Below are 12,397 nucleotides of genomic sequence, written 5' to 3'. Positions count from 1 at the left end.
GATTTGGGCGCCGGGCGACGCGTTTTACATCCCGTGCCACACATGGCCGTGTATGAGCGACCCTGCGGACGTGTTCGACCTAGTTGGGCTGACTGAATACGAGGCGACGGCGCTGGAACAGTTGCTCTCGCTCGGCCGAACGACGGCCCCGAATCTCGCCGAAGCGAGTGGCATCCCCAAGGCCCGCGTCTACGGCGTACTGGAGTCGCTGTCCGACCGCGGCTTCATCAAGGTGATACCCGGCCGCCCCAAGGAGTACCAGCCAAAATCTCCCAGCGACATCCTCGACCGGGCCGTCGAAAACCGCAGGCAATCATATGAATCGTTCGCCGCCGACATGGACTCCTACCGCGACGCCTTTCTCGCCGAGTACCAACCGCGGTTTGAACAGGCAAGCGAAGACATATCACCGACGGCCGAACTGTTCCATGTCGTCGACGTCGGCGAACCGAGCGAACGCGAGACCCGACGGCTGTACGACGACGCCGACGAAACGCTTCGGGTGATCACCAATAGCTTCGCCTATCTGGACAGCGTCAGCGAGGCGCTGGAAGACGCTCTTGAGAGGGGCGTCGACGTCTCTGTTCTCTTCCTGTACCCGGACAATCTTCCGCCGGAGAAGGCCGCAGTACAGTCGAATATCGTTGACCGACTGGCTACAAAATTCCCCGCCGTAGACGTACGCTTCAGCCCCGAGAAACTGCCCTGGCGCGGCACCCTGATGGACCCCAGTATGGACTACGAAGGCGGGGAAGCTATTCTGCTGGTCGAGGAACCCGATGTCCCCAACCACATGCGGCAGGCCGCCTTGACCGAGAACGGTTCCTTCGTCGCCGGGATGAAGCGGTACTTCGATTTAGTGTGGGAGTACGAGAGTGTCGCGGACTCCCAGTGAATCGAGCGAAAGTGGATAGTGACACGACTCGTCCAGAACTGAGTGGCTTGGTCCGTCAATCAGTGCCCTCGTGGGTGGCCGTAGACAAATTGCCGCCTTCGGTCACTTTTCGATCATCACGTCTTCGACGAACAGTACGTCGAGTCCCATGGAGTAGAAATCCCGTATCGCCTCCTGTGGCGACCGTACCATCGGTTCGCCGCTGTCATTGAAACTGGTGTTCAGAACGGCACCGACGCCAGTTCGGTCCTCGAACGCAGAGATAAGCGAGTGATACCGGGGGTTGGCATCCGCCGTCACGATCTGTGGCCGGGTGGTGTCGTCCGCCGGGTGTAGAGTCGCCGGAATCGATTCTCTCGCGGCAGCAGTTGTCTCGTAGGTATCTATCATGAACCGTGCGGCCTTCGAGAGTTCGCCTTCGAGATACTGCTCGCCCGCCGAGCGCAGCATCGATGGGGCGAACGGTCGCCATTCCTCCCGGTGTTTCACGTACCGATTGACGCGGTCAAGCGAGTCAGGTGACCGCGGGTCCGCCAGTATCGACCGATTGCCGAGCGCCCGGGGACCGCCTTCCATTCCGCCTTGGAACCAGCCGACCAGCTCGCCGTCGGCGAGTCGCTCTGCAGCCCGTTCCGGTGGGTCATCTACTACGTCGTAGTCGACTTTCAGTTCATCGCAAACGGCTGTCACCTCCTCGGTGGTGTACGCCGTCCCGAAGTACGGGTGGTGCATCTCGGCGATACTGTCGCCTGCCTCGACGCTGTCGATGTAAGCGGCACCGAGTGCGCCGCCCGCGTCGTTGGCCGCAGGCTGGACGAACATGTCCTCGACGGCGTCTAGCTCCCGAATTCGTTTGTTCATCTTGCAGTTGAGTGCGACGCCGCCGGCCAAACAGACCTTCGACAGGCCCTCGCGCTCGAGATAGAACTCGGACAGTTGCGAGACGATGTCCTCGACGGCTCGCTGTAAGTGGAACGCGACGTCTTTGTGACGTTGCTCGATTTCGTCGCGCCAGTATCGCTGGTCGAACCCGAGGTCACGTTCTAGTTTCGCGACAGCGTCGCTGGGCTTACGATAGGTCAACGCCTCGACATCGTAGTGCCCATCCTCGACGGTGTAGTAGGACTCCACCACGGAACCGATGTGTTCATTCGGTTCTCCGTAGGGGGCCAGTCCCATGACTTTCCCTTCGCCATTGGACCGACGGAAGCCCAGGAAGGCGGTGAAGTCACCGAAGAACCGACCCAGAGAGTTGAACCGCGGGAACGACTCCAACATCCGCAGTTGAGACCCCTCACCGTGGTACACGCCACCGGATAGGTGACCGCCGTAGTTGTCCAACGAGACGACCAGTGCTTCGTCGAATCCGCTGGGCAAAAACGCGCTCGTCGCATGGGTGTGTTGATGGTTGCGGCAGCGAATCTCGGGGAGTTCGGACTGGTCGATATCGAAATGGGTGCTCAGTTTCGAGGCCGTCAGCGACTGGAGTTTCTCGTTTGTCAACTGCGTGCTCTGTTTGAGCGGTAACATGACAGTGTCGTAGAGCCGTTCGAAACGGCCCGATGTTGTCGAGTTGTACCCCCGACGGGCGAGACGGCCAAGCGCTTTCCGTCGGTTGTCGTAGTTCCGCGAAAGCGAAATCGTCGAGACATCGCGGATAGAGATAGACGCGATAGAGAAGACCTCTTCGATGGCTTCAAGCGGGAACTGCCCCTCGGCGTGTTTGTCCCGACTCATCCGCTCTTGTTCGACGAATGCCCGTACTTCGCCCCGCTCGACGAGACAGGCACTCGGGTCGTGATGTGACCCATCATTGGCGGGAACGATACCCAGATGCATACTTAGTTGGCTACAACACGAATATAAAAAACACTCTGTTTTCCTCGCCACCTCGTCGGTGTCGTCCGCCGTTTGCGGGCACTCTCGGCAGTCAGACGCCACACTGAGACGCCGCTCTCGTGTGGTTTGAACCACAACGGTTAAGAATTTTCCTGCGGCAAGGCCAGTAGACGCTTGATATCGCGAACTGCGAGCGTCCGCTTGGAGTGGGCCGTGGTGTGAGTTCACTCGCTGCAGTAACCGATGTCTGTCAGGCGCCCTCTGAAGCCCATCGGCCATGTAGACCAATGCTAGGGAAGATATTCAATACGTACCAGCTGTTTGGAACTGACGAGCCACCGGCCTCCGGCTCTTTACGGGAGCCGTTGACTTATTGCGCGTGGACGTGGCTCTCGAAAGACCTCCCGGAGACATGCTCTCTGAGCCTGTTCAAACGGTTAGAGGCAGTCGGTTGGGACGGACTCATCACCCCCGGTATGTGTTGGTACGACACGCTGTCGGAGATGGTGACAGACGCCGTCGTCGGCCATGCTCGGCCACCGGCGAGTGCGACGTGGGAGTTTATACAGGCCGTACAGTCGGTGGGGTTCGAAGATACCACCTATGTTTGTGCGAACCCGGACTCCGACCAGGGGTCGCCAAGCCCCAACTGCGAGCACGTTTCGGTCCACGATAGCGGTTGGAACGACCCGCTGGTGACGGTGCCGGAGGTAGTCTTCGAGCCCGAGACCTCTGTCGGGGCCGCCGACTACGTCTCGGACCGACTGGCGGCGTTGGGGTACGCCGAAGAGTGAACATGACCGGGACCAGCCCACGCGTCTGTTTCGTCGTCAACGCAGTCGGCGAGACGAGCGTCCCGGCCGATATCGCTACGGCGGTAGTGAAGTACACCGACGCCGAGGTGGACATCCTCGCGTGGTTCGACGCCGAGTCCTTCGACGGCGACGACCGGGTGGGTGTCACCTGTCTTGACGCGCCGGACACGACGGTCGGAGCAGACGTACAGACCGTCAGACGCACCGCGTCGATACTCCACGAGTACGATGTCGTGCAGGCTCACCACAACCACTCCGGGTCGTTCGCGAAGGCCATCGCACGGTGTCTCGGGGTCCCGTCGGTATCCCGAGAGGGGAACATGCGGAAGGGGTTCAACAGACTGGGGAGGGTAGCGAACGGATTCACGAATCCGCTGGCTGACCGCGTCGTCTGTAATTCACGGGCGGTATACGACTCGTTTACTCGCTGGGAGGACATCCTACTCCCCGAAGACCGTGTCAGGTTCATCCCAAACGGCGTTGACTTCGCCCGAATCGACGCCGGTCGAACAGTCGATTGGAGCGCCCGCGAGGTGGCCGGCATAGATGACGACACCGCTCTCGTCGGTACCGCGGGGATGCTCACCGAACAGAAAGACCAGGCGACGCTCGTCCGCGCGCTCGCTCTTGCCCGCGACCGCTCGGCCACCCCTATCGAGTTGGTCATCGCCGGCGACGGTCCGGAGGAAGACGCCCTCAGGAGAGTCACAGCAGAACACGGCGTCACCGACGCCGTCCACTTCCTCGGCTATCTCGATCGTCGATACGTCTACAAGATGCTCGACGAGATAGACATCTACGCGATGCCGTCGCTATGGGAGGGGTTCAGTGCCGCGGCCGTCGAGGGTCTGGCCACCGACAATGCGGCTGTCTTCTCTGAGATTCCACCGTTCACCGAGCCCTACAGCGACGTGGCGCTGTTCCACCCGACCGGGGACGCCACCCGTCTCGCAGACCATCTGGTCACGCTGGCCTCCGACATCGAACGACGCCAACGTCTCGCCACCGCGGGTCGAGAGCTGGTCCAAGAGAAGTACGAGATACGCACTGTTGCGAACGCGTATCGGGAGCTGTACGGCGAGCTAGTGGACTGAGTTACATATACCCGAGGTCTTCAAGTTGCGAGGTGACGGCGTCATTCTGCCCCATCGAGAGTCGCTGCCCGCGGCCGCTGCCGTCGTGGTCGTGGGCGTCCAGTTCGGACTCGATGGCCGCACGGACATCCAGTACGCTCCCGACATCGTCAACGAGACGGTTGTCCGTCGCCGCGACCATTGCCTCGTGGGTGTGGACGCCGTCCTGTAGCCCGTGGTCGCTCACGAGAAGGAGTTCATCGTCCTCGTGGAGGTCATCCCGCAGTTCACCCACGAACTCGTCGAGTTCGTCGTAGGCCTGCATCTGGAGAGTCGGCTGGTCGTAGGTGACGTGGCCGATAAGGTCAAGTCCGCTCGTGTACGCGAAGACCAGACTCTTTTGGCCGCCTCTGAGTGCTCTTCGCGCCCGGGCGAGGCGAATCATTGACATCTCCAGACACTGCTCGTAGAACGCTACCGGGTCGGATGAGGTATGACCACCCCGGGCGCTCTGATCGCGTTCGAACAGGTTTCCGAGGTTCCGCCGAAGGCTGTGTTCTCGGTCCTCGATATCGGGATCGACAACGTAGTTCGGGATGCCGATGGTCGCGGCCTCACGACCGTCGAATACCGTCGATATCCCTTCGTTCTGGTAGTAGGTCGCTGGAACACGGAACGCGTCTTCGCCGGTATTGTTGAGCAGCCACGCACCAATTCTGGTTTGAATCCCGTCGGGAAGCAGGTAGCTCGCGGCCGCGCTCCCGTACCGTAGCAAGGGGTTCTCCCAGGCCACACCGTCCTCGAGTTCGAGCCCATGCTCTTCGGGAGAAAGACCGGTGATAATCGTCGGCCACAGTTCGTGGGTACTTGGCTCCCCTTCAACGCTGTTTATTGTCTCGATAGATCGGTAGCTATCGAGCGTGAGGTTCGGATGGTCCGCAGGGTCTACCAGCTCCGGATCCAGCGCGTCGATACCAAGAACGACCAGCACCATGATTGTCTTACTTCGGCTACGTGTATATTTAATACTTATTTACTTTGACTACTCAGCATAGCCCAAGGTCTCCAAACGGTCTTTGACAGTCCTGTCGTCGGCCGTCTCAGGCTGGGAGGACTCGAACTCGACCCACGGGACAGCCGTCAGTGGTCGAGTTCCCACCTTCGAAGGGTGTTCGCATATTGTTGCGCCGGCAGTCGAGGTGACGTGCTGGAGGCGCACTTCCTGAGCCAGTAGGAAATTTCTCGCTAGCGCTGGTGTCTGCCGTCATGCTTTCTGGTGTGCCTCCGGATCTCACAATACGTCAGTAATCCACCTTCTCCGTCTGGAACCGGAATATAAATTACTGGAGGGCAAATCAACAACGGTATACCGCATGTCGACGCCGAACATCGTCTGGATAACTCTCGACAGCCTTCGGTCGGATCACACGACGATCGGGGGATACGAGCGCGACACGACCCCGGAGATGGCCGATATAGCTGCTTCGGGCCACGGGTTCGATACGTGCATCGCTCACAGTAAATCCACACTGCCCTCCAGTGGCGCCATCTTGACTGGCTATGCTCCAACCCACACGAATATCGGCATCGAGGGGAACGCAGTCCCCGACAGCATTACTACTGTCGCGGAACGGTTCCAAGACGCCGGCTACCGGACGGCCTGCCTGTCGCGCAACTCCTATCTGAGCTCGGCGACCAATCTTGACCGCGGCTTCGATCGGTTTCAGTGGCTCGCATCCTCAACAATTCATCAGGCCGGTGCAAAGACCCTCGCCTCGTACCTCTGGAACATCCGGAGCCACTCGGCCGGGCTGACGATGGACACGTCAAAACACGCGTCGCCACTGCTGATGAACGGTGTTGCGAAGCGATGGCTGGGCGACTTCGAATCCGAGTCCAAGCCGTTCTTTTTTTATCTCCATTATAATGAACCCCACCGACCCTATTATCCGCCGGGAAAATACCTTGATACCTTTACTGATGATCTTGAAATGTCCGGACGTGAGGCCGCTGAACGTGCGCTCGAGATCCACTACAACCTCGATGAAATCATCGCAAACGGCTGCGAGCTGACCGATGAGGAGTGGGCCGCCCTGCGTGCGATGTACGACTCGGAAATCGCCTACACCGATGAGATGGTGGGTCAGCTTGTCTCGAATTTGCGCTCGCTCAACCTCGGTGACACCATCATCGTGATTACGGGCGACCATGGCGAATTATTCGGCGAGTGGGGATTGCTTTCGCACAGCTACGTCCTGAACGACGCCGTTACCCGCGTCCCGCTCGTTATTGACGGACTCGAGGATCCGTTAGCCGTCGACGACGACGACATCATCCAGCATAGCGACGTAATGCGGACGCTGCTTGAAGTCGCCGGCGTGGACGGTTCAGATACCATCGGAGTCGACCTCCGTGAGGAAGGTCGTGAGTTCGCCGTTTCCCAGCGGGGCCCGAACACCTACGAAGAACTACTCACACACAACCCTGACTTTGATTACTCAGCGTTCCACACCGCGACGCTGAGCGGGCTCCGGACAGAGGAGTGGCGCTATCAGGAGAGCGAAGCAGGTTCAGAACTGTTCGAGGTAACCGATGAGGAAACCGACGTGCGTGAGGCGCACCCAGAGGTGGCCGAGTCGCTACAGTCCGATTTAGCGGACTGGATTGAGGCGAACGGCCAGCCAGTATCGGGGGGCCAACAAGAGGAGTTCTCTGGTGCGGTCCAGCGCCAGCTTCGGGACCTTGGCTACATGGAATGAAGCTTGGGAAAACCGCCTTCTCACACTTTGTCTCACAGGCCGTTGTCACGCTGGCCGGCTTCGCCGCAAGATGGCTCATTGCTATCGTTCTGGGTGCAGGCGGTCTTGGACAGTATTCTGTTATCGTCGCGCTGGGCTTCTTTTGGCTGGTAATTCCGGGTAACGCTGTTGCGAACGCGATGAAAAAACGGATTAGCGAGGGTGACAGTCCTGCCGGTTTCATCGGTGGCGGTATCCTGCTCAACGCGATTACGACTGCCGTGCTCGGCGTCCTCGTCTTGGCGGCCGGCGAACTTCTCGGAGGAATTGTTTCCCGTAACCGCGAGCTCATGCGGGTCCTCATCGATTACGACGTGGAGATCGTGGTCATGTTGATCGCGGCAGTGGCATACCGGACGACACAGGGAAGCTTGCAAGGACAGAAACGAGTCGCTGCGACGGGGTGGCTCAAGGCCGGCGAGCGCGTGACGCGGACCGCTCTACAGGTCGGGGCACTTCTGGCGGCGATGGGGGTGGCCGGCATCGCGCTGGGCCACGCCTTGTCCCTAGCCGTCGCCGCCGGGGCTGCTTTCCTGCTGAGTAAGCGGCGGCCGGCGCTGCCCACTGTTGACCAGATCCGGAGCCTCATCGACTACGCCAAGTATGCGTGGATGGGGGCACTCCGAGGCCGGGTCTTCGGCTGGCTCGACACTATCTTTCTCTCGTTTTTCGTCAGTGCATCTCTCATCGGTATCTACGAGGCGGCGTGGGGTATCGGATCGATGCTTGCGATTGCAAGTTCTTCGATCAGCCAGACGCTCTTTCCTGAGGTCAGCGACCTGAGCACGGCGGACGGCTACGACCGCATCGTTCACTACCTCGACGAGGCACTGGCGTTCAGCGGTATCCTCGTCATTCCGGGACTCGTCGGTGCGGCCATCATCGGCGAACGGGTGCTTCGGTTCTTTGGCCCGGAATTCGGCCAGGGCGAGACGGTGTTGCTCATCCTCATTGCAGCATATCTTGCTGACGCGTTCGCCTCCCAGTTCACAAACGTCATCAACGGGGTCGACAGGCCTGACGCAGCGTTCCGTGTCAACATGGTTTTTATCGCCTCTAACGTGATTTTGAACGCAGTTCTCATCTGGCAATTCAGCTGGACAGGTGCGGCCATCGCTACCGCGCTGTCGTCGCTACTTCGAGCGCTAATCAGTTACTGGGTGCTCGGGAACATCGTCGGATCCATCCAAATTCCGTACCGGACACTCGGCACTCAGGTCGCCGCTGCCACGGTGATGGCCGCTGCAGTCTCCCCCGTCGCCATGCTGATGCCCCCGGGTCGACTGGGGACGCTGCTGCTCGCCGGCTTCGGCGGGGTCGTCTACGCTGTCGTCCTTGTAATCATTTCGACGCGGGTCCGTGCGAAAGCTCGATTACTTATGCCGGAAACGACACTATAGCAATCCTTAATTGTGCCACTGGCGGACGCAGTAGCATGAACAACGTCCTCCTCGTTACTATCGATTCGCTACGAGCGGACCACGTGGGGTACCACGGATACGAGCGAGATACTACACCACAGATTGACGCTTACGCCGAAGAAAGCAGCACGTTCCTGAACGCCTTCTCTCATGTCGGCGGCACCCGTTTTTCATTTCCCGGCATCCTCTCGGGCGTGACGCCGATGATGTACGGCGGCCACGAACGCATTTCCGAGGAACAGACCCTTATCTCTGAAGTGTTCGACGATGCCGGCTACCGCACCGGCGGGTTTCACTCGAACCTCTACGTCTCCGGGAAGTTCGGCTACGACCGGGGTTGGGACGAGTTCTACGACTCGGCGCCCGACGAGTCAACTACCTCGAAGCTCCGCAAGTGGGCCAAGACGAACCTCGACGGCAGACTGCTCTCCCTCCTGAGGCGAGGCTATGATTTCCTCGAGTCCTCACAGGGTCTCAACGTCGGGTCCTATCACGTCCCGGCCGATGAAATCACCGACCGGGCGATCCAGTTCATCAAGGACAGCGACGATGAGACCCCGACGTTCGTCTGGGCACATTACATGGACGTCCACCATCCGTTCCTTCCGCCCGAGGAATACCAGCGAGAGTTCCGGGACGAAACGGTGTCGGACAACGAATCGATCCAACTTCGCCGAAAGTTCATTGAGGAGCCCGAGGCAGTGACACCGGAAGAGCACCAGACGTTCATCGACCTCTACGATGCGGAGATACGGTTCAACGACGCAGAAGTCGGCCGTCTCATGGACGCCGTCAAATCAACGTGGGGAGACGACTACGTGATGGCGTTGACGGCGGACCACGGCGACCACTTCCTCGAACACGGTTACTTCGGCGGCGCACGCCTCCTTGACGTGAAAAACCACGTCCCGCTCTTGATTAACGGCTGGGACGATACGGGAAGCTACGACGAGCTAGTCGGGCTGACTGACCTGCCCTGCACGCTCGTCGACACCGCTGGGCTCGATGTGCCGAACAACTGGTTCGGACAGAGCCTCCGGCGACTCGCTTTCGACGGGGAGTGGGATCGCAACGAGATTCTGGGCGGCTACCGCGATGACGACGGCGACGAACACGTCCGCGTACGTGAGCCCGAGTGGAAGCTCATTGCCCACGAGGACAAGGATGACGAGCTGTATGACCTGACAGCGGATCCTGAAGAGCAGGTAAACGTCATCGAGGACCATCCAGCTCAGGAGCGGCGGCTCCGCAAACAGCTCAATGACCACCGGCAACTCGTTCGGGCAACGGAGGCGGACGACGTCGAGCGCCCGGACATGGATGAGGATGTCAAGGAACGGCTCCGACGGTTGGGTTACGACGAGTAGCCGGCGACAGAACGAAGGATACCGCGGTATCGCTCACAGGCCGCATCGAAACTGTACTCGCGTTCGATCAGGGCGCGTCCGTTCTCGCTGATTGTTGCCAGATCATCTCTGTCGAGAATCCGCTCGATACCCGCCGCCAGTGCTGTGGGCTCGCGTGAGTTAATAGTGAAACCTGTCTCTCCGTCCCTAACCACATCCGGGACACCCGAGACTGGGCTGGCATATACTGGCGTTCCGCAAGCCAGCGCCTCCAGAATAGTCGTCGGGAGTCCCTCAGTCGGCTGGGAGGGCAAGATCAGGAGTTCGAGGTCATTCAGAGCGTGTGGGACCGCATCGTGGTCTACCCAGCCGGTCAATTCCACGTGACCGGCCTCAATCTCCGCGGCGAGGTCCTGTTCCAGCCACTCTCGGAGGTCGCCGTCCCCGACGAATCGGAAGGTGATGTCGTCGGGGAGTTGCGTGGCAACTGCTGCCAGTTCCCGGACGCCTTTTTCTTCGTCAAGCCGCCCGAGGAACCCGACGACGCGGTCGCGGTCAGCGTAGGGACGCTGGACGCGAAATTCGTCCGTCCGGACGTAGCGCGCCCCTGTCGGATACACGGTCGGAGCTTCCGGATGCAGGTCCAGCTGGCGAGCCATCTCGGGCGTGTAGGTGATGACGCCGTGAGCCACGGCGAAGCCAGCTCGTTCGAGTGCACGGACGGCACCGGCGAGCCCGGCAGCCACCGGGTCCGGCAACTGCTGTTCCCAGTTCAGCCGGAGCGTCAGCGGCACGTCGCCGCGGGGTTCGACGAGGACAGTCTTCCCGAGTAACCGAGCCACAATAATGGGTAGCAGGTACGACGTTGCGCCGAAAAACAGGACCACGTCTTCGTCACGATCAGCAATAACGCGACACATTCGGAGTTGGTTCAGCAGAAACCGGAACGCGGCGGTGACGATGGAGTCGCCCGCGCCTTTCCGCGTGACTTCAACGAGTTCGTGCCGGTCGCGGATCTCAGAATCGACTGGCAGGTCAGCCGTCACGAGTGCGACCGATGTGATCGCAGAGAGGATATCCAGCAGGCTCCGTGTGGCGTTCTCGCCGGCCGCGGCAAGTGGGTGCGTGACGACACAGACGTTCGGCAGGTCCGCTTCCTGTGTTTCCGTCTCACACTTTTGCTGACGTGTTGGGTCCGTCATCTGTTACCTCCAGACAGTCATCCCGTACAGGTAGCCAAAGCCAACGAATGCCGTGAGGGCGAACAGGAACACGAACTGTAACACGCCGGCTACAGAGGGAGCGCGGATGAGGCCCCCGATCCTTTCGGGGGCAAACCGGAGCAGGAGGTCGCCGAGAAAATCGGACTCTTCACCGGTCGATTCCGGTACGAACACCTCCATGCCGCGTTTTGAGTAGCCTTGCCAGAACGCGCGGTCTAACAGCCACCCAGGGTCAGTTCGGTAGTCGAATATCTTGTGGGCGACGAGCGCGTCCGGGGTGTAGTACACACCTTTGTCGTATTCAGTTCGCAGGCGCGCACAGAGTTCCGTCTCGCCGCCCTGCAGGTTCTTTTCGCCCTGCCGACCGCCGATGTCGTCGTCGAAGCCGCCCAGTTCGAGAAACACGTCCCGGTTGAAGGAGATGTTCGAGCCGAAGGTGTTGCGAACGACGCCGGGTTCGTCGGGGTCGCCGTTCGGTCCGAATCCTCGGTGGGTCACGCCGATGAGCCAGTAGAACTCCGCCGGCAAGAAACTGGGTTTGCCGGCGACCCACGCTGGCGTCATCCGGCCGCCGACCGCGAGCGCGTCATGCTGTTCGTAGGCATCGACTAGCACCGCGACCCACTCCTCGTCAGCGATTGCGTCGTCATCAATGAACGCGACGACGTCTCCGGTAGCGACTTCGGCCCCGTTGTTCCGGCTCTCTAACAGCCCGACGTTTGCATCATTACAGTGAGTCAGGACATCGTCTCGGTCACCGAAGTCGGATTCGTACTGTTCGTACACTTCTCGGTTCCCATCCGAGACCAGTACGAGTTCTACGTCGCCGTAGGTCTGGGCTAAGATGCTCTCGGCCGCCGCTTGACAGTCGTCATATCGCTCCATCGTGTGCGTACAGAGCACGACCGAGACTCGCATGGTCGGTGGTGTGCCACCGGTGCTGTTAGGCGTTTCCATCCTGCGCTCGAATAGAGGTCAAAAGGCTTA

The 12,397-nt window shown here is 60.1% G+C and carries 10 protein-coding genes; 6 read left to right on the top strand and 4 right to left on the bottom strand.

Translation table 11 applies throughout. The annotated features are described in order from the left end of the window. Positions 1–52 precede the first annotated feature (52 nt). On the top strand, positions 53–895 hold the full coding sequence (locus tag ACODNH_RS16485; protein WP_434530596.1) for a TrmB family transcriptional regulator: 843 nt from the start codon (positions 53–55) through the stop codon (positions 893–895). A 102-nt stretch (positions 896–997) separates the two neighbouring features. Here the strand turns inward: ACODNH_RS16485 and ACODNH_RS16480 are convergent, their stop codons facing one another. Continuing rightward, on the bottom strand, positions 998–2,734 hold the full coding sequence (locus ACODNH_RS16480; RefSeq protein WP_434530595.1) for a carbamoyltransferase family protein: 1,737 nt from the start codon (positions 2,732–2,734) through the stop codon (positions 998–1,000). Between the two features lie 476 nt (positions 2,735–3,210). Between ACODNH_RS16480 and ACODNH_RS16475 the strand changes: the two genes are divergently transcribed. Together ACODNH_RS16475 and ACODNH_RS16470 are read left to right on the top strand one after the other, a co-directional pair. Further along, positions 3,211–3,528 carry a hypothetical protein gene (locus ACODNH_RS16475; protein ID WP_434530594.1) on the top strand — a complete coding sequence of 106 codons (318 nt, stop codon included), beginning with the start codon at positions 3,211–3,213 and terminating at the stop codon, positions 3,526–3,528. A 2-nt stretch (positions 3,529–3,530) separates the two neighbouring features. Next, positions 3,531–4,643, top strand: a complete 1,113-nt coding sequence (locus ACODNH_RS16470) for a glycosyltransferase family 4 protein (RefSeq protein ID WP_434530593.1) — start codon at positions 3,531–3,533, stop codon at positions 4,641–4,643. Position 4,644: 1 nt separating this feature from the next. Here ACODNH_RS16470 and ACODNH_RS16465 read toward each other — a convergent pair whose 3' ends face one another. Further along, a complete protein-coding gene (locus ACODNH_RS16465) occupies positions 4,645–5,616 on the bottom strand; it encodes an alkaline phosphatase family protein (RefSeq protein ID WP_434530592.1) in 972 nt (323 codons plus the stop codon). Between the two features lie 379 nt (positions 5,617–5,995). Between ACODNH_RS16465 and ACODNH_RS16460 the strand changes: the two genes are divergently transcribed. Genes ACODNH_RS16460 through ACODNH_RS16450 form a run of 3 tightly spaced genes read left to right on the top strand, consistent with a single transcriptional unit; the run spans position 5,996 to position 10,208 of the window. Further along, the gene (locus ACODNH_RS16460) at positions 5,996–7,381 is read left to right on the top strand and encodes a sulfatase (protein ID WP_434530591.1); all 1,386 of its coding nucleotides are present in this window, start codon (positions 5,996–5,998) and stop codon (positions 7,379–7,381) included. Further along, complete coding sequence (locus ACODNH_RS16455; RefSeq protein WP_434530590.1) at positions 7,378–8,820, top strand: oligosaccharide flippase family protein; 1,443 nt, start codon at positions 7,378–7,380, stop codon at positions 8,818–8,820. The genes ACODNH_RS16460 and ACODNH_RS16455 overlap by 4 nt, the downstream gene beginning before the upstream one ends. 35 nt (positions 8,821–8,855) lie before the next feature. Continuing rightward, on the top strand, positions 8,856–10,208 hold the full coding sequence (locus ACODNH_RS16450) for a sulfatase (RefSeq protein ID WP_434530589.1): 1,353 nt from the start codon (positions 8,856–8,858) through the stop codon (positions 10,206–10,208). Here the strand turns inward: ACODNH_RS16450 and ACODNH_RS16445 are convergent. After that, on the bottom strand, positions 10,196–11,389 hold the full coding sequence (locus ACODNH_RS16445) for a glycosyltransferase family 4 protein (RefSeq protein ID WP_434530588.1): 1,194 nt from the start codon (positions 11,387–11,389) through the stop codon (positions 10,196–10,198). The two genes, ACODNH_RS16450 and ACODNH_RS16445, sit on opposite strands and share 13 nt — an antisense overlap. 3 nt (positions 11,390–11,392) lie before the next feature. After that, positions 11,393–12,328, bottom strand: a complete 936-nt coding sequence (gene aglG / locus ACODNH_RS16440; protein ID WP_306706084.1) for a glucosyl-dolichyl phosphate glucuronosyltransferase — start codon at positions 12,326–12,328, stop codon at positions 11,393–11,395. Positions 12,329–12,397 lie beyond the last annotated feature (69 nt).

Origin of the sequence: Haloarcula sp. NS06, from assembly GCF_051122755.1 — an archaeon.
Taxonomy (GTDB): domain Archaea; phylum Halobacteriota; class Halobacteria; order Halobacteriales; family Haloarculaceae; genus Haloarcula.
This window is presented reverse-complemented; position numbering and strand designations above follow the sequence as displayed.

Coding starts and splice junctions, on each gene's coding strand:
- ACODNH_RS16460 (WP_434530591.1), top strand. CDS start 5,996: ATGTCGACGCCGAACATCGTCTGGATAACTCTCGACAGCCTTCGGTCG.
- ACODNH_RS16485 (WP_434530596.1), top strand. CDS start 53: ATGAGCGACCCTGCGGACGTGTTCGACCTAGTTGGGCTGACTGAATAC.
- ACODNH_RS16470 (WP_434530593.1), top strand. CDS start 3,531: ATGACCGGGACCAGCCCACGCGTCTGTTTCGTCGTCAACGCAGTCGGC.
- ACODNH_RS16450 (WP_434530589.1), top strand. CDS start 8,856: ATGAACAACGTCCTCCTCGTTACTATCGATTCGCTACGAGCGGACCAC.
- ACODNH_RS16445 (WP_434530588.1), bottom strand. CDS start 11,389: ATGACGGACCCAACACGTCAGCAAAAGTGTGAGACGGAAACACAGGAA.
- ACODNH_RS16465 (WP_434530592.1), bottom strand. CDS start 5,616: ATGGTGCTGGTCGTTCTTGGTATCGACGCGCTGGATCCGGAGCTGGTA.
- aglG (WP_306706084.1), bottom strand. CDS start 12,328: ATGCGAGTCTCGGTCGTGCTCTGTACGCACACGATGGAGCGATATGAC.
- ACODNH_RS16475 (WP_434530594.1), top strand. CDS start 3,211: ATGTGTTGGTACGACACGCTGTCGGAGATGGTGACAGACGCCGTCGTC.
- ACODNH_RS16480 (WP_434530595.1), bottom strand. CDS start 2,734: ATGCATCTGGGTATCGTTCCCGCCAATGATGGGTCACATCACGACCCG.
- ACODNH_RS16455 (WP_434530590.1), top strand. CDS start 7,378: ATGAAGCTTGGGAAAACCGCCTTCTCACACTTTGTCTCACAGGCCGTT.